At 71.4% G+C, this 18,065-nt stretch carries 20 protein-coding genes; 7 read left to right on the forward strand and 13 right to left on the reverse strand.

Features of this window, described 5'->3' with window-relative positions:
* The first annotated feature begins 151 nt into the window (after nucleotides 1–151).
* Nucleotides 152–937, forward strand: coding sequence for a hypothetical protein (locus tag K8612_RS10500; protein ID WP_223762182.1), 786 nt, complete (start codon nucleotides 152–154; stop codon nucleotides 935–937).
* Nucleotides 938–1,014: 77 nt separating this feature from the next.
* On the opposite strand, the gene K8612_RS10505 is transcribed toward K8612_RS10500, so the two are convergent.
* On the reverse strand, nucleotides 1,015–1,752 hold the full coding sequence (locus tag K8612_RS10505; protein WP_223762183.1) for a MerR family transcriptional regulator: 738 nt from the start codon (nucleotides 1,750–1,752) through the stop codon (nucleotides 1,015–1,017).
* 356 nt (nucleotides 1,753–2,108) lie between these two features.
* Between K8612_RS10505 and rsgA the strand changes: the two genes are divergently transcribed.
* Nucleotides 2,109–3,200, forward strand: coding sequence for a ribosome small subunit-dependent GTPase A (gene rsgA, locus K8612_RS10510; RefSeq protein ID WP_223762184.1), 1,092 nt, complete (start codon nucleotides 2,109–2,111; stop codon nucleotides 3,198–3,200).
* A 54-nt stretch (nucleotides 3,201–3,254) separates the two neighbouring features.
* Here rsgA and K8612_RS10515 read toward each other — a convergent pair whose 3' ends face one another.
* On the reverse strand, nucleotides 3,255–3,800 hold the full coding sequence (locus tag K8612_RS10515) for a hypothetical protein (RefSeq protein WP_223762185.1): 546 nt from the start codon (nucleotides 3,798–3,800) through the stop codon (nucleotides 3,255–3,257).
* A gap of 91 nt (nucleotides 3,801–3,891) precedes the next feature.
* Nucleotides 3,892–4,497 (reverse strand): TetR/AcrR family transcriptional regulator, encoded by a 606-nt coding sequence (locus tag K8612_RS10520; protein WP_223762186.1) that lies wholly within the window; start codon nucleotides 4,495–4,497, stop codon nucleotides 3,892–3,894.
* Between the two features lie 104 nt (nucleotides 4,498–4,601).
* Here K8612_RS10520 and K8612_RS10525 point away from each other — a divergent pair, with 104 nt between their 5' ends.
* On the forward strand, nucleotides 4,602–5,351 hold the full coding sequence (locus K8612_RS10525) for an SDR family oxidoreductase (RefSeq protein ID WP_223762187.1): 750 nt from the start codon (nucleotides 4,602–4,604) through the stop codon (nucleotides 5,349–5,351).
* Nucleotides 5,352–5,366: 15 nt separating this feature from the next.
* Here K8612_RS10525 and K8612_RS10530 read toward each other — a convergent pair whose 3' ends face one another.
* Both K8612_RS10530 and K8612_RS10535 read right to left on the reverse strand, forming a co-directional pair.
* Nucleotides 5,367–5,597: a hypothetical protein gene (locus K8612_RS10530; protein WP_223762188.1), complete on the reverse strand. Its 231-nt coding sequence runs from the start codon at nucleotides 5,595–5,597 to the stop codon at nucleotides 5,367–5,369.
* Nucleotides 5,598–5,625: 28 nt separating this feature from the next.
* A complete protein-coding gene (locus tag K8612_RS10535; protein ID WP_223762189.1) occupies nucleotides 5,626–6,468 on the reverse strand; it encodes a 2-oxo acid dehydrogenase subunit E2 in 843 nt (280 codons plus the stop codon).
* Nucleotides 6,469–6,584: 116 nt separating this feature from the next.
* On the opposite strand from K8612_RS10535, the gene K8612_RS10540 reads away from it, so the two are divergent.
* Complete coding sequence (locus tag K8612_RS10540) at nucleotides 6,585–7,508, forward strand: DUF1684 domain-containing protein (protein WP_223762190.1); 924 nt, start codon at nucleotides 6,585–6,587, stop codon at nucleotides 7,506–7,508.
* A gap of 74 nt (nucleotides 7,509–7,582) precedes the next feature.
* Here the strand turns inward: K8612_RS10540 and K8612_RS10545 are convergent, their stop codons facing one another.
* Nucleotides 7,583–8,458, reverse strand: coding sequence for a hypothetical protein (locus tag K8612_RS10545; protein WP_223740990.1), 876 nt, complete (start codon nucleotides 8,456–8,458; stop codon nucleotides 7,583–7,585).
* 414 nt (nucleotides 8,459–8,872) lie between these two features.
* Nucleotides 8,873–9,451 (reverse strand): type 1 glutamine amidotransferase domain-containing protein, encoded by a 579-nt coding sequence (locus tag K8612_RS10550; protein WP_223762191.1) that lies wholly within the window; start codon nucleotides 9,449–9,451, stop codon nucleotides 8,873–8,875.
* A 165-nt stretch (nucleotides 9,452–9,616) separates the two neighbouring features.
* Here K8612_RS10550 and K8612_RS10555 point away from each other — a divergent pair, with 165 nt between their 5' ends.
* Nucleotides 9,617–10,789, forward strand: a complete 1,173-nt coding sequence (locus K8612_RS10555; RefSeq protein ID WP_223762192.1) for a PQQ-dependent sugar dehydrogenase — start codon at nucleotides 9,617–9,619, stop codon at nucleotides 10,787–10,789.
* Here K8612_RS10555 and K8612_RS10560 read toward each other — a convergent pair.
* Together K8612_RS10560 and K8612_RS10565 are read right to left on the reverse strand one after the other, a co-directional pair.
* Entirely contained in the window at nucleotides 10,786–11,589 is an 804-nt protein-coding gene (locus K8612_RS10560) for an ABC transporter permease (RefSeq protein ID WP_223740987.1), read from the reverse strand. The genes K8612_RS10555 and K8612_RS10560 overlap by 4 nt on opposite strands.
* Entirely contained in the window at nucleotides 11,586–12,356 is a 771-nt protein-coding gene (locus K8612_RS10565; protein WP_223740986.1) for an ABC transporter ATP-binding protein, read from the reverse strand. The genes K8612_RS10560 and K8612_RS10565 overlap by 4 nt, the downstream gene beginning before the upstream one ends.
* Nucleotides 12,357–12,527: 171 nt before the next feature.
* Between K8612_RS10565 and K8612_RS10570 the strand changes: the two genes are divergently transcribed.
* Together K8612_RS10570 and K8612_RS10575 are read left to right on the forward strand one after the other, a co-directional pair.
* Complete coding sequence (locus tag K8612_RS10570) at nucleotides 12,528–14,117, forward strand: cation:proton antiporter (protein WP_223762193.1); 1,590 nt, start codon at nucleotides 12,528–12,530, stop codon at nucleotides 14,115–14,117.
* Entirely contained in the window at nucleotides 14,114–15,250 is a 1,137-nt protein-coding gene (locus K8612_RS10575; protein ID WP_223740984.1) for a cyclic nucleotide-binding domain-containing protein, read from the forward strand. The genes K8612_RS10570 and K8612_RS10575 overlap by 4 nt, the downstream gene beginning before the upstream one ends.
* 108 nt (nucleotides 15,251–15,358) lie before the next feature.
* Here K8612_RS10575 and K8612_RS10580 read toward each other — a convergent pair whose 3' ends face one another.
* The 4 genes from K8612_RS10580 to K8612_RS10595 form a co-directional block, all read right to left on the reverse strand.
* Nucleotides 15,359–15,751: a hypothetical protein gene (locus K8612_RS10580; protein WP_223762194.1), complete on the reverse strand. Its 393-nt coding sequence runs from the start codon at nucleotides 15,749–15,751 to the stop codon at nucleotides 15,359–15,361.
* 7 nt (nucleotides 15,752–15,758) lie between these two features.
* The gene (locus K8612_RS10585) at nucleotides 15,759–16,142 is read right to left on the reverse strand and encodes a hypothetical protein (protein ID WP_223762195.1); all 384 of its coding nucleotides are present in this window, start codon (nucleotides 16,140–16,142) and stop codon (nucleotides 15,759–15,761) included.
* A 78-nt stretch (nucleotides 16,143–16,220) separates the two neighbouring features.
* Complete coding sequence (locus K8612_RS10590; protein WP_223740981.1) at nucleotides 16,221–16,772, reverse strand: hypothetical protein; 552 nt, start codon at nucleotides 16,770–16,772, stop codon at nucleotides 16,221–16,223.
* 72 nt (nucleotides 16,773–16,844) lie between these two features.
* Nucleotides 16,845–18,020 carry a tetratricopeptide repeat protein gene (locus tag K8612_RS10595; protein ID WP_223740980.1) on the reverse strand — a complete coding sequence of 392 codons (1,176 nt, stop codon included), beginning with the start codon at nucleotides 18,018–18,020 and terminating at the stop codon, nucleotides 16,845–16,847.
* Nucleotides 18,021–18,065: the final 45 nt, after the last annotated feature.

Below are 18,065 nucleotides of genomic sequence, written 5' to 3' on the forward strand. Positions count from 1 at the left end.
CGCGCGTGCGCGCAACCCCTGCCCCGCGTGCTTCGTTCCATGAACGACCTGCGAGCTGGCGGCCTGCCATGTGCCAGCGGGTTTCCAAGGGTTGCCCTGTCCGGTGAAGCACACACCTTTACGCCTCAAGCGACGGAAAGGGTTCCTTCACATGCGACGCTCCATTGGCACCGCGGCACTGGCCTTCAGCTTCCTCCTCTCCACCAGCGCGCTCGCCCAGCAGGTAGGCGACGGCTCGAGCCCCGGGACGACCCCTGGCTCCTCCGGCGCCTCTCCGGAGATGGTCAACAGCGGCCAGACCGGCAGCGCCGGCTCCCAGGGCACCGTCACGCCCGGCACCACCAACTCCACCGGCGTGGAGACGGGCAACACCGCCACCGGCACGGGGGGCTCTGGCACCAGCGTGAACCCGACCCCGGGCACCACCGGCACCGGCACCACCGGCGGTAGCACTTCCGGCACCGGTGGCACCGGGACCAGCGGCATTGGCACGGGCACCGGCACCGGCTCCAGCACGGACACCTACGGCACCGGCAGCACCGCGCCCTCCACCGGCACGGGCTCATACACGCAGCCCTCCACGAGCACCGGCACCTACGGCGGCTCGGGCACCAGCACCAGCGCCACGGGCGCTGGCAGCACCACCAGCACCGGCACCATTGGCGGCACGGGCACCGGCACCACCGGCGCCACCCAGCCCGGCACCGAGTCCAACGGCTCGACCGTCCTCAACCCGGGCGGCACCGGGACGGGCGGCACCAGCGGCACGACCGGCACGGGCGGCGTCGGCGGCACCGGCACGGGTGGCTCCGGCGGCACCACGGGCGGCGTGGGCGGCACCGGCACCAGCGGCTCCGGCGGCACCATGGGCGGCGTGGGCGGCACCGGCACCGGCGGGACCAATGGTTCGTCGGCCGGCACCGTCGGCGGCCAGTAGCCTTCGCGCCCGGATGGACTGCAATGACAGCCACGGCCGCCAGCCCTTCGCTGGCGGCCGTCGCTCCATGTCTGGCTTTACTTCGGCGCGTCCAGACAGGCCATGGCCCGGCCCACGTACTCCATGAGCTGGGGGTCGCGGCCCTGGCGCTCGGCCATCCGGGGCTCCTGCTGGTGCATCGTCTGGAGCGACTTCTCGATGCCGGGGTTGCCTCCCGTGAAGGCGCGGATGAGCTCGCGCCAGCGCGTGGCCAGCGCGCGCACCGGCTCGGAGGCGGGGTCGGCGCCCTGCTCCATCTGCTCGCGCATGCTCGCGATGAGGCGGGGCCACTCGGCCTCCACCTGCCGGAGGGCGTCGTCCCCCATCGCCTGGCGGCGGGCCTCCAGCTCCTTCAACTGCTCCGGGGTGTAGTACTTCTCGAACATGGTCATGGCCTCGATGGTCTGTAGGAAGTCGTCGGCGGAGACGTGCTCCGCCGCGCGCAACTGCCGTGCGAGGGAATCCAGGCGGTCGCAGAGCTGACGCTGTTCCGCCAGTTGCTCCCGGGCCCGCTGGAGCCGCAGCTCCACCACGCGCAGGGCGGAGAAGTCCGCCCGGCCCAGCGTCTCGGCGATCTCCTCCAGCGAGAACCCGAGCTGCTTGAGCGACAGGATGTGACTCAGGCGGGCGATGTCCGCCGCCGTGTAGAGCCGGTGCCCCGACGCCGTGTGCGCCGAGGGCTTGAGCAAGCCAATCTCGTCGTAGTGGTGCAGCGCGCGGATGGACAGCCCCGTACGCCGGGCCAGCTCCCCTACCTTCAGCTCCGTGTGCTGCATGCCTCACCCCTTTCCAGCCGCGCCCCTTCGCGCGACTGGATGTCATGGGTACAACCTCACGTCGCGTGAGGTTCAAGGGGGAAAACGCACGGGGGTGGCCAATGGACGACAGGGATTGCTAGGGTTCCCGCCTGGAACGGCGATGACCGCCGGTGGTTCCACGCACCCTTGAGGAGACCTGTCCTGATGACTCCGCCCCTTGTCGTCGTCGCGGCCCTGTCCGCCACGCGGGCGTGCATCCGCTGAGCCGGTCGCAGCACCGTCGTCCGTCGCAGCGCGAGCCCGCTTCCTTCACGCCCGGCGCCCCGGAGTCCCCTCCCGCGCGTCCTGGCATCGCTCTGCCCGGAGTTCCTCAAGTGTCACTCGAAACCCTCGGCTGGGGTCCCGACCTCGACCTCGCGCTGTCCAACACCCTCTCGCAGTCGTCCTCGTCCCTCGTCCCCGGGCGCGTCGTGCGCCAGCAGCGGGGACTGCTCACCGTGCAGACCGCCGGCGCGGCCTTCCTCGCGCGCGCCGCCGGACGCCTCCTCCATCAGGCCCAGGGCGCGGAGGCCCTGCCCACCGTGGGCGACTGGGTCCTCCTGCAACCGCCCGCGTCCGGTGACGGCGAGGCGCTGATGCACGCCGTGCTTCCCCGCCGCAGCCTCCTGAAGCGGCGCGAGGCGGGCAGCGAACACGACGGCCAGCTCATCGCCGCCAACGTGGACGTGGTGTTCCTCGTCATGGGGTTGGACGGCGACTTCAACCCCCGCCGCGTCGAACGCTCCCTCACCGTGGCCTGGAACAGCGGCGCCACGCCCGTCGTGCTCCTCAGCAAGGCGGACCTCGCGGACAACGCGGCCGAGCGCGTCCGGGAGGTGGAGGCCCTGGCCCCCGGCGTGGACGTGCTCGCGGTGAGCGCGCAAACGGGCCTGGGCGTGGAGGACGTGCGCATCCGGCTTCCTCCCGGAAGGACGGGCGTGCTGCTGGGCTCGTCCGGCGTGGGCAAGTCCACGCTCGCCAACCGGCTGCTGGACGCCGCGCGCCTGGTCACCCAGCCCGTGCGGGCGGACGACGACCGGGGCCGGCACACCACCACGCACCGCGAGCTGTTCGTGCTGGAGAATGGCGGCCTCATCATCGACGGGCCCGGCATGCGCGAGCTGGGGCTGTGGGGCGATGAGGAGGAGGGCCTGGCCAACGCCTTCGCGGACGTGCTCGCGCTGGCCACCGGCTGCCGCTTCAGCGACTGCGGCCACCAGGGCGAACCGGGCTGCGCGGTGAAAGCGGCGGTGGAGGACGGCACGCTCTCCGAGGAGCGGCACGCGAGCTTCCAGAAGCTCCAGCGCGAGCAGGCCTTCCAGCACCGCCAGACGGACGCCGCCGCGCAGCGTGCGCACAAGCGGGTGGAGCGCGCCCGGTCCAACCAGGGCTGGGCCCTGACGCGCTCGAAGCGGCGCGGCGAATAGACAGACACCCTCGGGCGCGGCGCGGACACCTCCCGCGCCGCGTCCGGAGGTGCGTCAGAGGCCGGGGTTCGAGTCCGGCACGGAGCCGGGCGGCGGCAGCGGCGGCGGCGTCGGGGCCTCGAGCGCCGGGACCTCCCCCTCCTCCGGCGCGTCCGGGGCGCGGACCGGCGTCTCCGGGCCCGGGTCGTGCCGCGGGTGGATGTTCGAGGGCTCCGCCGCGCAGGCGTAGGCCACGGTGCGCGAGCCCACCAGGACCGAGGGCAACAGCAGGCCCATCGCGGCGCAGTTGCCCCGCTCCTCGTCGGTCCGGTTGCCACCGGCGCACACCGCCGCCCCGACGAACGCGCCCGCCACCGCCAGGCCCGCCTGGATGAGGAAGTCGCTGGCGGTCGCGCGGCTCTGCGCCCACGCGACGCCGTTCTCGCACTCGCTGCCAGGGGGGCTGGACACGGGCAACAGGCCCGCCACCGTGAACCACTGCCGGTCCTGGTGGACCTGCGGCTCCGGCCGCAGGTTCGTGACGATGCTCGTCCGATAGCAGCCCGTCTGCCCCAGCATCAGCGCCACCATCGACGCCGCCACCGCGTGTGCCTTGCGCATCCATGCCCCCAATCCCGGTGAGTGACCGCCCGCACCGGCGGTCAGGCCCCGTGCCTAGCCTGAACGCCGGGGTCACCGGAAGAGGGCGGCGCTAACGTCGGCGCTTCGGCGCGGCGGGGAGGCTCTCGAACGCGGTCTCCACCATGCCGCGCAGGGTGGCCTCGTCCATGCCCGCCTTGCCCACGGCCTCCAGCCCCCGGTGGACCCCGAGCAGCATGGCGCCCAACCTCTTCGGGTCCGCCTGGGGCGCGAGGTCCCCCTGCGCCCGGGCCTGCTCCAGGCAGCGCACGAACGCGACCTCCAGCCCCCGGAGGGTCTCCAGCGCCCGGTCCGCCACCTGCCCGTCCTGCGCCGCCAGCTCCGACGTGCCGCGCGCCAGCAGGCACCCGCGCCGGTTCGTAGGCGACGCGGACGCGGTGGCCACGCCCAGCAGGTACTGACGCAGCCGCTCCAGCGCGCCAGCGTCCGGCCCCTCCAGCGTCTTCTTCACCGACTCCACGGAGCTCACGCAGTACGCGTCGAAGACCTTCAGGAAGAGCTGATGCTTGTCGCCGAAGGCCCCGTAGAGGCTGCCCTTGCCCAGCCCCGTGGCCTGCATCAGGTCGTCCATGGACGTCGCCGCGTAGCCCTTGTTCCAGAACTGGTCGCGCACCGCCCGCAGCACCTGCGCTTCATCGAATGTCCGAGGCCGAGCCATGCCTGGAAAATAAAAGTTATTGACCGCTCGGTCCACCATTCTTAGATATGGACCATAAAGTCCATAACCCCTCGCTGGCGCGGGGACGGGACAAGGAGCGGGACATGGGCAGGCTCGACGGGAAGGTGGCAGTCGTCACGGGTGGGACCACGGGCATCGGCTTCGCGTCCGCGAAGCGCTTCGCGCAGGAGGGGGCGAAGGTGTTCCTCACCGGCCGCCGGCAGGCGGAGGTGGACCGGGCGGTGAAGGAGATTGGCCAGGGCGCGGTGGGCGTGCGCGGGGACGTGTCCGTGATGGCGGATCTGGACGCGCTCTACGCGCGGGTGAAGGAGGAGGCGGGGCACATTGACGTGGTGTTCGCCAACGCGGGCGGCGGCGAGTTCGCGGCGATGGGCTCCATCACGGAGGCGCACTTCGACCAGACGTTCAACATCAACGTGAAGGGCACGCTGTTCACGGTGCAGAAGGCGCTGCCGCTCCTGAAGGACGGCGGCTCCGTCATCCTGACGGGCTCCACCGCGGGCTCGGACGGCTCCGCGGCGTTCAGCGTCTACGCTGCGACGAAGGCGGCCATCCGCTCGTTCGCGCGCACCTGGGCCACGGACCTGAAGGGGCGGCGCATCCGGGTGAACACGCTCAGCCCGGGCCCCATCGACACGCCGGGACTCAACGGGCTGGCGCCCGACGCGGCGGGGGCGAAGCAGATCAAGGACTACCTCACCAGCCTCATCCCGCTGGGGCGCATGGGGCAGCCGGACGAGGTGGCGAAGGCGGCGCTGTTCCTCGCGTCGGACGACAGCAGCTTCGTCAACGGCGCGGAGCTCTTCGTGGACGGCGGCGCCGGACAGGTCTGAGGCCCGGCGGACGCGTCAGTCGTCCTTGCCGTCCGGGTTCGACGCGGCCAGCTTGCGCAGCTTCGCGGCGAAGGGGCTCTCGCCGTTCACCGGCAGCGGGCCGCCGGCCATGCGCTGGCGGCGGTCCATGGCGAGGGGGCCTTCAGGGGGCCCTTCCAGGGCTTCCTTCTCGAAGCGGTCCTGACCGCTCAGCACCCGGCCGATGGGGCGGGACGAGCCGACGCGACGAAAGGGATCCACGGACATGCGCTGACCTCCGGATGACGCCCCTGTTCTACCGCGCTTCGGTCCCGGGTGCATCCCACCCGCTCGGGTCCTCCAGCGCGCCGCCGATGTGCCGGAGCACCCGCGCGGCCAGGTCCACGTCGATGAGGCGCGCGTCCCAGGTGCAGGTGAGCGTCATGGCCTTGCCGGGCACCAGCGCGTCGCCCTCCACCACGGGCACGTCCCGCACGAGCCCCGGCGCCAGCAGCAGCGGCACGCGGGTGTAGGGCACCATCGCGACGAAGCCCCGCTCCAGCCCCAGCGAGCCCAGGTTCGTCACCGCCACGGAGCCGAACGGGTCGAACGGCATGCCCACCCGGCGCAGGTCCACGTTCAGGCCGTACCAGACGAAGGACAACAGCCGCAGCGCGGGGCCCATCAGCCAGCCGGGCAACAGCGACGAGCGGCGCTTGCCCCGTTCGATCTCCACGTCCTCGCGCGCGCGGACCCGCGACACGCGCGCCTCCATGGCGTCCGCCAGCGCCTCCAGCGACTTCTCATCCGCGCGGTGCACGGTGGCGGTGGTCAGGTCCACGCGCGACGCGCCGCTCGCCGGCTGGACCACCAGCACGCAGACGCCCACGTCCTCGCGCAGCCACGGGCGCTGGCCGCGCAGCACGACGTTGGCCTCCGGGTAGCGGCGCAGCGCGTCCGCCGCGGCCTTGGCCACCAGGTGCGTCACCGTCAGCCGGCGGCCGGTGCGCGTGCGGTGCGTGGCCATGAACGCGAGCGCCGGCTCCATGCGGACCTCCAGCGCCGCGTAGGAGGTCGGGTCGCGGGGGGCGCGCCACGTCCCCAGCGCGAGCTTGCGCAGGGCACTGGCCGGGGGCGCGGGGTGGAGGTCCAGGTTCATGGAAGGTTTCTCAAGCCTTTGCACGGCGGGGGGACCGCGCGCAACCGGGGCGGGCACCTGTTAGACATTGGCCCCAGCGCCCCTGCCCCTCCTCCCGCGCTCCGAGGCCCATCCGCATGAGCACCCTCGCCCTGGTCCTGTCCCTGGCCCTGCAGGCTTCGCCGCCCGCGAAGCCGCTCCCGAAGCCCGCCGCGCAGGCGCAGAAGAAGGCCCCCGCGGAGGACGTCGCCGCCGCCACCCAGGCGTGGCAGGCCGAGCGGCTGCAACGCCTGACGTCGCCGGACGGCTGGCTGACGCTGGTGGGGCTCACCTGGCTGAAGGAGGGCGAGCAGACGGCCGGCTCCGCGCCCGACAGCGCCGTGCCGCTGCCTTCGCCGGTGCCGGCCAGGGCGGGGACGTTCGTGCGCCAGGGGGACACCGTGAGCTTCCAGCCCGCGCCGGGGGTGGCCTTCACGCTGGAGGGCAAACCCTTCACGGGCGGCGCGCTGAAGACAGACGAGAAGGGCGCGCCGGACGTGGTGCGGCTGGGGGGCGTGAGCTTTCAAATCATCCGCCGGCAGGACCGGCTGGGCGTGCGGGTGAAGGACTCGGAGGCGGCGGCGCGCAAGCAGTTCCACGGCATCCCGCTGTATCCGGCCAGCGCGGCCTGGAAGGTGGAGGCGCGGCTGATGCCGGACGAAACGCCGCGCATGCTCAGCGTGCCCACGGTGCTGGGGTACTCGGAGGAGATGAAGTCCGCCGGCACGCTCGTCTTCACGGTGGGGGGCAAGGAGCACCGGCTGATCCCCGTGGCGGAGGAGGGCTCGGACGAGCTGTTCATCGTCTTCGGCGACGAGACGAACCGCGACGCGACCTACGGCGCCGGCCGCTTCCTGGAGGCGCCGCTGCCGGACAAGGACGGGCGCGTCGTGCTGGACTTCAACCGCGCCTACAATCCGCCGTGCGCCTTCTCGCGCTTCGCCACCTGCCCGCTGCCCCCGCGCGGCAACCGCCTGGCCCTGCGCGTGGAAGCCGGTGAGAAGCGCGCGGGAGAACACTGACCCCTCAAAACGCCACCGCCCGCTTCCCTCCAGGAGGGAAACGGGCGGCGTGGGGGTGGCACTCAGGTGAAGCCTCAGAGCTGGATGGTCTTCTCCACATCCGCCATGCGGAAGCGCGCCATCGCCAGGTTCGCGTTCGCGCGGTGCAGCGCGATGTAGAGGAACAGGCCTTCGCGGGCCGCGAGCGGGCGGATGATGTGGTACTGCTCGCCCAGGGTGATGAGCATGTCCTCGATGCGGTCCTTGATGCCCAGGGCCTTCATCGTCTTCAGCTTGGCGCGCATCACCTCCGTGTTGCCCGCGGCCGCCGCCTCCACGTTGAACGTCGCGTTCCCACCGACGCTGCCCAGGGTCATCCCGCTGTTGGCATCCGCCAGACAGACCGCGAACGCCCCTTCAATCTTCATCGCCTCTTCCAGCGCCTGCTTCACGTTCGCCATGACTTCACCATCCAGTTCGGGGGGACTCGAGGGGGACTGCGACTGCGGTGGGTGGGCCGTGAGCTCCGCCAGCTCGAACGTCAGTTGGCTGGAGTAGGAGCGCGGCTGCGGCACGAAGAGCGCCTGCGCCTCCGCCAGCCCGAAGAGCGTCTCCAACTGCGCGGCCACGTGGTGGCGGAGCAGGTCGCGCAGCGTGTCGCGCGGCACCAGCCCCCACGCCACCAGCGTCTCGCAGAAGTTGCCGCCGCTCTTGCGGCACTCCGCCATCACCTGCTCGACGTCCTCGCGGTTCACCAGCTTCGCGTCGATGAGCGCCGTGGAGAAGCTGCGCGCGCCCGGGCCCGTGAGCACCGTCCACGCCACCTTGCGCTCCACCACGAAGACGCGCCCGGACACCGTGGTGGACTTCACCACCACCTCGCCGCCCAGCTTGCTCTCCAGCGCTTCGTTCAATACCGCCCGGACGACCTGACGGGGCTGGGACACCGCGTTTCGAGGAGCCGGGTTCATGCGGGAGTCCAGAGTGACCGCCAGTGTTGGCGCGGTCCGTCAAGGGGGCGGGGCTGGCGAAATAATAAGCAACACCGCTGCACAATCGCAACCTAGCTGTAAAATTCAGGGAAGAGATGACTCCCCTGGGGTTGGTGAAACCCCGTACAAACGTCTGAGTGTCTTGTATCGAAGCGCCAAAGACAACGGAACAATTCCAGAGCAGCGAAAACCCGACGCATGCGTGCGACAGCGCCATGCGACTGGGGGATGAGGGGTTGTCCCGCCAACATTTCCCCCTCTGGAAGTGGGGGCAGGCAGGCATGGCCCTGGGGTGGAGTGCGTCCCCTGACGCGGCACGCAAAGACCCCCGGAGCGCATGGAGCCCCCCGGGGGTCTGGGTCCTGTTGGACCGTTTCGAGGCCTGCTCTCGGCTCAGTGCACTGGCGGTGCGCGGTCCGCGGCGGCCTCCGGGGCCAGAGGTGACTCCAGACGTGGGGCGATGCCGTCCTTGAGCTGGCGCAGGAGGGCGGCGCTGAAGGCCTCCAGGTCATCCGGCTTGCGGGACGTGATGAGGTTGCCGTCCTCCACCACCTGGCGGTCCACCCAGCGCGCGCCGGCGTTGATGAGGTCCGTCTTGATGGAGGGGAACGAGGTGACGGTGCGCTCGTCCGCGATGTCCGCCTCCACCAGCATCCACGGCGCGTGGCACACGGCGGCGATGGGCTTGTCCGCCTTGAAGAAGTCGCGCACGAAGCCGACCATGGCGATGTCCATGCGCAGGTGGTCCGGCGAGTAGCCGCCGGGGATCACCAGCGCGGCGAAGTCCGCGGCCTTCACCTCCTTCACCGCCTTCTCCGCGCGGATTTCGGCGCCCTTCTTCCCCTTGAGCGCCTTGCCGGCCTCCACGCCGATGACGACGGGCTCGTGGCCCGCCTGCTTGAGCTTGTCGAAGGGGACCTGGAACTCGGAGTCCTCGAAGTCGTTGGCCACGATGAATGCGATGCGCGCCATGGAACTGCCTCCCGCTGGGCATTGGTGTCGTTGAACCCGCCCGAGCAAGGTGCCCACGACAGGGGCCGCGACAACGCCATCCGGGACCGTTGTCCCATCCCGGCCGCGCTCGCCTGCCCCCCTTCCAGGTCGGTGGGCCGCGTTCACCCACGCTAGATTGTCCCCATGCGCTCCCGACGCCTGCTCCTGTCCGCCCTCGTGGTGCTCGCCGCCTCCGCCTCCGCCTGCCGCAGGAGCCAGGCGCAGGGGACGGCGTCCGCCGCGGACTGCGTCCGGGTGGAGGACGGCTGGGGCCAGGACGGCGGCGTGCCCATCACCGTGGACGTGGTGGCGGAGGGGTTGGAGGTCCCCTGGGGCGTGGCCTTCCTGCCGGGCCAGGGCACGGACGCGCTCATCACCGAGCGGCCGGGCCGCGTGCGGCTGCTGCGCGGAGGCCAGTTGCAGCCCGGGGCCGTGGCCACGCTGCCCCTGGCGGCGAACGGCGAGGGCGGCCTGCTGGGCATCGCCGCGCACCCGGACTTCGCGACGAACCGCGCGTTCTACCTGTACGTCACCACCGAGGCGGACGGGAAGGCCCGCAACCGGGTGGAGCGCTGGACGCTGTCGCCGGACGGCGCGAGCGCGACCTTCGAGCGCGTCATCTTCGACGGCATCCCGTCCGCGAAGTACCACGACGGCGGGCGGCTGCGCTTCGGGCCGGACGGCATGCTGTACGTGGGCACGGGCGACGCCCGGGACCCGGACCTGTCCCAGGACGTGGCCAGCCCCGCGGGCAAGCTCCTGCGCCTGACGCCGGACGGGGCGGTGCCCCAGGACAATCCCTTTCCCCACTCGCCCGCGTTCCTCCTGGGCGTGCGCAACACGCAAGGCTTTGACTGGAAGGACGCCACCACGCTGTACCTCACCGACCACGGCCCCAGCGGCGAGACGCTGCGCTTTGGCCATGACGAGGTGAACGTGGTGAAGGCGGGCGACAACCTGGGCTGGCCCGGCATCTATTCGTGCGAGACGCAGGGCGGGCGCATCACCCCGTCGCTCACGTTCGATGACGCCATGCCCCCGGGCGGCGCCGCCGTCTACACGGGCAGCGCGATTCCGGAGTGGAAGGGGTCGCTGCTGGTGGGGACGCTCAAGTCCAAGCACCTGCACCGGGTGGAGTTCGACGCGAGGCAGCCCCACCGCGTGACCCGGCACGAGGTGTACCTGCGCGACACGTATGGCCGCCTGCGCGACGTGCTGATGGGGCCGGACGGGCACCTGTACGTCACCACCAGCAACTGCGACGGCCGGGGCGAGTGCGGCCCCAGGAAGGACCTGCTCCTGCGCGTGCGGCGTTAGCTCACGCTCTCCGCGCTGTAGCGGGCCAGCAGGCCCGTGCGCACCGCGTAGCGGTAGACGCGCTGGAACACCCAGCCCGCCAGCACGATGTCCAGCAGCGCCAGCGCGAAGCCCCAGCCGAGCGTGGCGCCGGAGAACTCGCCGCCGGCCACCAGCGTGCGCACGCCCTCGAAGACGTAGGACGGGGGCAGGAGCTTCGCCACCCACTGCATCCACTCCGGCAGCGTGGACAGCGGGTAGAAGACGCCCACGAACGGGGACAGCAGGCTGGGGATGGGCCAGACGAACCACTCGGACGCGGGGCCCAGCCTCAGCACCATCGCGCTGCTGAGGATGCCCAGCGCGATGCCGAAGAGGAACAGCACCAGCACGAAGGGGATGAACAGCGCCCCGTAGGCGGCGAAGGACAGGCCGAACACCGTGGTGGACAACAGCAGCATGACGACGAGGCCGATGGCGCTGGTCGCGATGCTCGTCACCACCAGGCCGCCCACGTACTCCGGCAGCGTGAGCGGCGTGGCGAAGACGTTGAGGAAGTTGCGCGACCAGACGTCCTCGAAGAAGCCCGTCGTCAGCCCCTGCATCACGCGCGCGAAGAAGTCCCAGAGCAGCACCGCGCCCAGGAGCGCCGGCACGAAGTCGTAGCCGGAGGACGTCACCTCGTTGAGGTACCGGGTCATGAAGCCCCACAGCACCATGTCCACGGCCACCCAGGCGAACAGCGGCACCACGCGCGCGAAGTTGCCCTTGTAGAGATAGAACTGGCGCAGCGCGATGCCCGCGACGTGGTCCAGGTTCATGGCGCTTCGGTCCTCTCCAGCGACAGCGGCTCGTTGGCCACGGCGATGAACAGCTCCTCCAGCGTGGCCTTGCCGTGCTCGCGGGGCAGCGTCCTGGGGTCGCCCTCCAGCAGCACCCGGCCGCGCGCCAGGAAGAGGACGCGGTCGCAGACGGACTCCACCTCGTACATGTTGTGGGACGTCCACAGCACGCCGCTGTCGCCCTTCGCCGCGAAGGCCTTGATGCGGGTGCGGATGTCCAGCGCGGTGGCGGGGTCCAGCGACGCGGTGGGTTCGTCCAGCAGGAGCAGGCGGGGCTCGTTGAGCATGGCCTTGGCCAGGGACACGCGCGTCTGCTCGCCGGAGGACAGCACGCCGCACTTGGTGTCCCGGAAGCGCTTCAGGTCGTACTGCTCCAGCAGCGACTCGATGCGGGCGGACAGCCCCTTCACGCCGTAGACGAGGCCGAAGACCCGCAGGTTCTGGGCCACGGTGAGGTTGCCGGGCAGGGGCGCGTAGACGGCGGCGAAGTTGGTGCGGGACAGCGCCTTCACCCGCTGGGTCTCCAGGTCGGTGCCCTCGATGGCGATGGTGCCGGAGGTGGGCTGGAGCACGCCCAGGAGCATGTTGATGGTGGTGCTCTTGCCCGCGCCGTTGGGGCCCAGGAGCCCCACGATTTCGCGGCGGCGCACGTGGAAGGAGATGCCGTCCACGGCCGTGCGGGCGCCGTACGTCTTGCGCAGGGCCGTGACGGAGAGCACCAGGGTGTCCAGCGAGCCGGAGTTCATCGGGGGTCCCGCTGTACCACGCGCGCGCCGTATCGCCAGGGCGCACTTCCGACGGGGGGAAGGCAGGCGGGCGGGGCCTCGGGCGGGGCGATGAAAAGCGGACGGTGCCCGTGCACGGTCCGCGCGAATCTGGAAAGCTTCGCGTCCCTTCCCGGTCCCAGTGGAGTCGCCGTGCTGCTGGAAGTACCCATCCTCATCGGCCTGATGGTGGCGGCCATCGCGCTTGCCATCGCCGCCAAGCGGGCCAGCGTGCCGTACAACGTCGCGCTGGTGCTTGGTGGCTTGCTCATCTCGGTTGCACACCTGCTGCCGGGGGTTCCTCCGCTCAATCCCCAGGTGGTGTTCCTCATCTGCCTGCCGCTGCTGCTCTTCGAGGGCGGCATCATGGCGGACCTCAATGGCATCCGCGCGAACGCGGTCCCCATTGGCCTGCTGTCCACGCTGGGGATGGTCCTCGCCATCGGCGCCACCGGCGCCTCGCTGCACTGGATGCTGCACCTGGCGTGGGGGCCCGCGCTGCTCCTGGGCTCCATCCTCGCGGTGACGGACACGGTGTCCATCCTCTACGCCTTCCGCCGCGCGCCGGTGCCCGGGCGGCTGTCGGGCATCATCCAGGGCGAGAGCCTCTTCAATGACGGCACCGCGCTGGTGGCGTACACGGCCATCGCGTCAGTGGTGGCGGGCGGCGCGGCGCCCTCGCTGAGCTTGTTGAGCGGCCACGTGCTGCTCGCGTCGGTGGGCGGGGCGGTGGTGGGCCTGGCGCTGGGCTTGCTGGGCGGCTTCATCATCCGGCGCGCGGAGGATCCGCTCGCGGAGATCATGGTGACGACGGCGGTGGCGCTGGCGTCCTACGTGATGGCGGAAGAGGTGCACCTGTCGGGCGCCATCTCCGCGGTGGTGGCGGGGCTGGCGGTGGGCGTGACGCTGCGGCGGGAGGTGGCGCCGCAGAGCCAGGTGGCCATCCACTCCTTCTGGGAGTACGCCACCTTCGGCGTCAACACGTTCCTCTTCCTCTCCGTGGGCCTGGACACGCGGCCGGAGGCGCTCCAGGGGCACCTGCCGGGCGTGGGCATCGCGGTGGTGGCGGTGGTGCTGGGGCGCGCGGTGGCCATCTACCTGCCCTTCCTGCTGCTGCGCCTGTTCAAGCCCGCGGAGTCCATCCCGGTGCGCTGGCAGCACGTGTTCCTGGTGGGCAACATCAAGGGCGCGCTGTCCATCGGTCTGGCGCTGGGTCTTCCGGACACCACGCCCGCGCGCGAGCAGATTGTCTCCATCGCGTTCGGCGTCACGCTGGTGTCCATGGTGGGCCAGGGGCTGATGCTCACGGGCGCGCTCAAGTGGCTGGGGCTGTTCCAGCAGGACGCGGTGGCGCTGGAGATGGCGGAGCAGCGCGGGAAGCTCATCGCCAGCCGCGCGGCGCACGTGGAGCTGGACGCGTTGCACTCGCAGGGCCTGCTGCCGCGCGCGGCCTATGAGCACCTGCGCAGCGAGTACCAGGTGAACATCGCCCGGGCGGAGCGGGAGCTGCGGCGCATCAGCGAGCAGCACCTGGCGGAAGGGGCGAAGGACCTCCTGAGCACACGGCGGAGGCTCATCGACGCGGAGCGCACGGCGTTGCAGGGCGCGCGGCGCAACGGGCTGATTCCGGAGGGGACGGCGGAGGAGATGCTGGCGCAGTTGGACGCGCGGATGTTGGACCTGGAGAAGGTGCTGCACGGCGGGCACGCGAGCCTGGAAGGCAAGGAGCACAAGGCGTCATGAAGATCGTCATCGCGGGGGGAGGACGGGTGGGCGGCGCGCTGGCGGCGCGGCTCGTGTCGGAGCAGCACACGGTGACGGTCATCGAACGCGACGCGGCCATCTGCGCGCGCCTCTTCGAAGAGGTGGGCGTGGTGACGGTGTGCGGGGACGCCACCAACCCGCGCGTGCTGGAGGCGGCGGGCATCGGGACGGCGGACGTGGCGGCGGCGGTGCTGGCGCACGACCCGGCGAACCTGGCGTTCGCCATGCTGGTGCGCTCCACGTCCAGCGCGCGCCTGATGGTGCGGATGCTGGACACGAACTACCGGGACGCGTACCGGCTGGCGGGCGTGAAGGAGCTGGTGGCGGAGGCGGACGTGGTGGTGGCGAAGATGACCACCGCCATCGACTTCCCGCAGGTGTCCGGGTCGCTGCCGCTCAGCAGCGGCGACGCGCTCCTGTTCGAGCTGGCCATCCCCGTGCGCGCCCGCGTGGCGGGGCAGACGGTGGCGCAGGTGCGCGGCATGGAGGGCTTTCCTCGCGAGTGCATCTTCATCGCGCTGGTGGATCCGCAGGGCCACACCGCGCTGCCGGAGGGCAACACGGTGCTGAAGGCCGGGCACAACGTCATCCTCGTGGCGCGGCGCACGCAGGTGGCGCAGGCGGTGGAGTTCCTCACGTCGGAGCCGCCGCTGGGCGCGGGCCTGGCGTCGTCGCTGGCGACGACCTTGCGCAAGCTGGACTTCCTGGCGCCGCTGAGTGACGGCGAGCTGGAGACGGTGGCGCGCGGCGCGGAGCTGCTCCAGACGCCCGCGGGCACGGAGCTGTTCCGCCAGGGCGACGCGGGCGAGACGTTCTACGTGGTCATCTCCGGCGAGGTGGCGATGAAGGACGCCTCCCGGCAGACGGTGGCCACGGTGAAGCAGGGCGGCTTCTTCGGAGAGCTGGCCCTGCTCACGGGCGAGCCCCGCAACGCCACCGCCGTCACCGCCACGCCGTGCGAGCTGGCCGCCGTGGGCCGCGAGGACTTCCGCGGCGTGATGATGGCCAACCCCGCCGTCGCGCTGGAGATGAGCCGCATCCTGGGCCAGCGCCTGTCCCGCCTGGGCGGACAGGCACAGCCGGCGAAGCGGCGCGGGCTGTTCGGGCGCTGAAAAGACAGACACCCTTCCCCCTCGCGGGCCTCTTCCATGACGACGAAGCACACGGCGCGGGTGCGTCAACTCCAGGCGGAGAAGCGCATCCCCGCCTGAGGTGGCCCGTCACGGGCTGTCGATGACGACCCTGGGCGTGAAGCCGAGCTGGATGGTGAAGGCCCCCTGGCGCGGCACGGGGTCCAACGAACGGATGACCACCGTCGCGCCCTCGACCCGCGGCGGGGTCACGCACTGCACGCCCGACGTGATGCTCTTCGTGGACGACGGACTGTACCCGTTGTCCCAGGTGGCCATCACACAGTGCTCCTCGCCGTCCGCGTCGCAGTCCCCACCCAGGGAGCCGTCCCGCGGCACGCACGTGAGGATGGCCGTCACCGTGACGTGGTCGTCCGCGTCCCGGACAGCGGTGGCGGCCCGGACGCCCACCAGGTCCGAGCCGGAGCCACACGCGGCAAGCAGGCCACAGCACGTCAACATCCAGGGGATGCGCGGGGACATGGGGACCTCAGGGGCTGGCGATGATGAAGCGGGTGGTGCGCGGATCCACCTGGACCCGGATGCGCAGGCCGCGCTCCACGGGGACGGCGTCCGGCGAGACGACCTTCATGGTCCTGTAGATGCGGGTGCCGGCCGGCTCACACGTCCGCTGTGAGAACAGGGGCGCGCTGAAGGTGGTGTCCTGCGCCGGGTGCCAAGCCGCATCGACGCAAAGGGGTTGGTCTTCCGGCCATCCGCAGTCGTCGTCCGCCGGCCGCTGCCCCTTGAGCACCGCGCAAATGACATAAACATCGAGCGACACCCGGCCATCCTCCAGCCGCGTGGCCTGGACACTGGTGATGTCGGGGGCCTGCAGGTCCTCGCCGCCACAGCCCATGGCGGCCAGCGCCAACCACATTCCCCTCACGGTACGGCGCATCGCGGGCCCCCCAACAAGAAGACCCGCCCTACATACCAAGACACGCGCGCGTCAGGGAGATGACTTGATGCGCCCGCACAGCGCGGACGCCGCCAGGAAGCCCACGCTGAAGGCGTTGCGGAAGCGGTCGTAGAGCGCGCCCACGCCGGGCACGTTGGCGATCATGTCGCCGAAGCTCCACATCTCTTCATGCGCGTGGATGAGCGGCAGCACCTCACCGCCGTCCTCGCCGCGCTGGAGCGTGAAGTCGTACACGAGCAGCGTGCGCAGCGGGTACGTGTAGAGCCACGCGAACTGCTTGAGGTTCATCACCCCGTCCACGATGGCCCGCCCGCTCTTGCCGTCCGGCTCCAGTTGGACGTTGAGCTGGAAGATGTCGAAGTCGAAGCGGAACATGCAGTGGAAGCCCGCCGCGCCCTTGCGGTACGTCTCCTTGCCGCCCCCCTTCTGCCAGGGGTCGGTGAAGGTGACGTCCTCCGCGATCATCGGCATCAGCTCCGCGTCCAGCACCGACGCGGGGATGGACGTCGTGTAGAGCAGCCGCGTCACTTCCCGGAAGCGCGCCTCCAACTGCTCGATCAATGCCTGCTCCGCCTTGCGCATGCGCCCCCCTGCCCCGGATTGGACCGGGCCTGAAGGTAGGCACGGGCCCGGGACAGGGGAAGACGGGGTGCGTCAGCCGCTCAGCTCCGTGAGGAGCTGCGCCGCCTGGTCCTTCACGGACGCGTCCGCCGTGCCCAGCGACTGCGCCTGCCTGGCGTGCCGGGTGGCCTCCGCCCGGTCGAACGGCTGGGTGGCGCGCGCCAGGTTCAGGTGCGTGAGCGCGTCCTCGGGGTTCGCCTCCAGCACCCGCTCCAGCAGCACGCGGGCGCGCGCGTGGTCCTGGTCCCCCATCAACAGGCGCACCAGGTCGTTGGTGGGGCCGGGCTCGTGGGGCACCACCGCCACGGTCTCCTCCAGGAGCTTGCGGGCCTCGGCGCGCTCGCCCAGCGCCTCGTGCGCCTGCGCCAGCGAGTGGCGGATGTCCCACTGGTTCGGGGCGCGCTGGAGGGCCTCCGTGAAGAGGGCCTTCGCCTCCGCCAGCTCCCCGGCCAGCATGCTCGCCAGGCCGTGCAGGTGGACGTAGCGGACCTGCGCCGGGTCCAGCTCGCGCAGCTCCAGGATGGTGCGGCGGGCCGCGTCCTTGCTGCTGGCCTGGAGGTAGAGGCGGAAGAGGTCCTGCAACACCGCCACGCGCGTGCGGCCCTGCGCGTGCTCCAGGGCCCGCGTCGCCGCCGCGATGGCCGCCCCGATGGCGCCGTTCGCCGCGTGCGCGCGCGACAGCATCAGGTGCGGCAGGGCCTCCTGGGGCGCCAGCGCGGAGGCCTGCTGGAAGTGCGCCGCCGCCGCCGCCGTGTCCTTGCGCAGCACCGCGATGCGGCCCAGCTCGAAGTGCGGATAGACGCTGTGGGGCGCCACCACCTGCGCGGCCTCGAAGGCGGCCTTCGCGCCCTCCAGGTCGCCGCGCTCGGCCAGGAGCGTGCCCAGGTTGAAGCGCTCGAAGTAGCCGGCGGTGGGCGCGGCGGCCAGCGCCTTGAGCGTCACCAGCGCCACGGGGTCTCCGGCCTGCGCCTTGAGCATGGCCAGGTGCGCCTGAGCCTCCGTGTTGTCCGGCTGCACCTGCAACAGGCGCGTCACGGCCCCTTCGGCCTCCTTCGCGGCGCCGGTGCTCAGGTGGGTGCGCACCAGGCCCATCAGACAGTCCACGTCCTTCGGGTCGATGGAGAGGCCCTTCTGGAAGCTCTTCACCGCCTCCGCCGGCTGCCCCTGCTGAAGCGACTGCCCACCCTCTTGCGCGTACCTGGATGCCATGGCCCCCCTACCTACCACGAGCCTCCAGAATCCCCGCCTCCCCGC

The organism is Corallococcus sp. AS-1-6 (assembly GCF_020037015.1).
In the GTDB taxonomy this organism is placed as follows: Bacteria; Myxococcota; Myxococcia; order Myxococcales; family Myxococcaceae; genus Corallococcus.

Bases quoted from the DNA above. Each gene is read 5' to 3' on its own strand.
- K8612_RS10500 (WP_223762182.1), top strand. From the start codon at position 152: ATGCGACGCTCCATTGGCACCGCGGCACTGGCCTTCAGCTTCCTCCTC.
- K8612_RS10545 (WP_223740990.1), bottom strand. From the start codon at position 8,458: ATGAACCCGGCTCCTCGAAACGCGGTGTCCCAGCCCCGTCAGGTCGTC.
- K8612_RS10540 (WP_223762190.1), top strand. From the start codon at position 6,585: ATGAGCACCCTCGCCCTGGTCCTGTCCCTGGCCCTGCAGGCTTCGCCG.
- K8612_RS10580 (WP_223762194.1), bottom strand. From the start codon at position 15,751: ATGTCCCCGCGCATCCCCTGGATGTTGACGTGCTGTGGCCTGCTTGCC.
- K8612_RS10505 (WP_223762183.1), bottom strand. From the start codon at position 1,752: ATGCAGCACACGGAGCTGAAGGTAGGGGAGCTGGCCCGGCGTACGGGG.
- K8612_RS10550 (WP_223762191.1), bottom strand. From the start codon at position 9,451: ATGGCGCGCATCGCATTCATCGTGGCCAACGACTTCGAGGACTCCGAG.
- K8612_RS10555 (WP_223762192.1), top strand. From the start codon at position 9,617: ATGCGCTCCCGACGCCTGCTCCTGTCCGCCCTCGTGGTGCTCGCCGCC.
- K8612_RS10575 (WP_223740984.1), top strand. From the start codon at position 14,114: ATGAAGATCGTCATCGCGGGGGGAGGACGGGTGGGCGGCGCGCTGGCG.
- K8612_RS10590 (WP_223740981.1), bottom strand. From the start codon at position 16,772: ATGCGCAAGGCGGAGCAGGCATTGATCGAGCAGTTGGAGGCGCGCTTC.
- K8612_RS10535 (WP_223762189.1), bottom strand. From the start codon at position 6,468: ATGAACCTGGACCTCCACCCCGCGCCCCCGGCCAGTGCCCTGCGCAAG.
- K8612_RS10530 (WP_223762188.1), bottom strand. From the start codon at position 5,597: ATGTCCGTGGATCCCTTTCGTCGCGTCGGCTCGTCCCGCCCCATCGGC.
- K8612_RS10595 (WP_223740980.1), bottom strand. From the start codon at position 18,020: ATGGCATCCAGGTACGCGCAAGAGGGTGGGCAGTCGCTTCAGCAGGGG.
- K8612_RS10560 (WP_223740987.1), bottom strand. From the start codon at position 11,589: ATGAACCTGGACCACGTCGCGGGCATCGCGCTGCGCCAGTTCTATCTC.
- K8612_RS10565 (WP_223740986.1), bottom strand. From the start codon at position 12,356: ATGAACTCCGGCTCGCTGGACACCCTGGTGCTCTCCGTCACGGCCCTG.
- K8612_RS10520 (WP_223762186.1), bottom strand. From the start codon at position 4,497: ATGGCTCGGCCTCGGACATTCGATGAAGCGCAGGTGCTGCGGGCGGTG.
- K8612_RS10525 (WP_223762187.1), top strand. From the start codon at position 4,602: ATGGGCAGGCTCGACGGGAAGGTGGCAGTCGTCACGGGTGGGACCACG.
- K8612_RS10515 (WP_223762185.1), bottom strand. From the start codon at position 3,800: ATGCGCAAGGCACACGCGGTGGCGGCGTCGATGGTGGCGCTGATGCTG.